Source organism: Bartonella sp. MU37NMGALS (assembly GCF_042194015.1).
In the GTDB taxonomy this organism is placed as follows: Bacteria; Pseudomonadota; Alphaproteobacteria; order Rhizobiales; family Rhizobiaceae; genus Bartonella; species Bartonella grahamii.
The window spans coordinates 1-719 of record NZ_JBHIML010000123.1 but is presented as its reverse complement, the minus strand read 5'-3'; the positions used below and the strand labels follow the sequence as shown (position 1 = coordinate 719).

At 43.8% G+C, this 719-nt stretch carries 1 protein-coding gene; it reads left to right on the top strand.

Features of this window, described 5'->3' with window-relative positions:
* Nucleotides 1–719 (top strand): hypothetical protein (locus tag ACFIJP_RS09470; RefSeq protein WP_375627166.1); only part of this gene is annotated, 719 nt, incomplete at both ends.

Here is a 719-nt window from a genome sequence, read left to right as displayed (position 1 = left end):
GATAATGATGATGTCACCTCTCCAGAGCCGGTTGCACCGCCCGTTGAAAAGCCTTCAGAGATTGTTCCTAATTTAGAGCAGCAGCGAGCTGTTGAACAAGCTAACCAAGCGCGTGAAGCACTTGCCAAGTTTTATGAAACCCAATCCCAGACACCAATAGTTGAAGGTGAAAATGCACCCCCAGACCCTACACAAGACATTATTGGCTATATGGGTTGGATGGGGAAAAAGCTACAAGAGCAAGATGCGTATATTCGTGCACAACAGGATGTTCAAAGGCAAGCCATTGAATCCCATGAATTTAATGGACATTTGAACCAGTTTTTAGAAAGTTCTGTTACATCAATCAAAGATAAATACAGTGATTTTGATGCAGCAGCGGATTTTCTTTATGAGACGCGTGCGAAGCAATTAAGTGCTTGGTCTTCTGTTTATCCGACTTATGCACAACGGAGCACGATAGATGCGATTATAGGGGATGAATTACGTACAATTGTTGCGACTTGTGCACAAAAGGGGGGTAATCCAGCAGAAGAGCTTTATAGGATAGCGCAAAATCTTGGCTATCAGAACCAAGTGGTTCAAGCGAATAATCAAGTAGCAGAACTTCAAAGCCGGCAGAATTCTGCGAGAACCTTAACAGCATCTGGTGGAGGGGGCAGTGTTGGACCAATCACTTTAGCAAGCATTGATAGGATGTCAGAAGAAGAATTTGACGC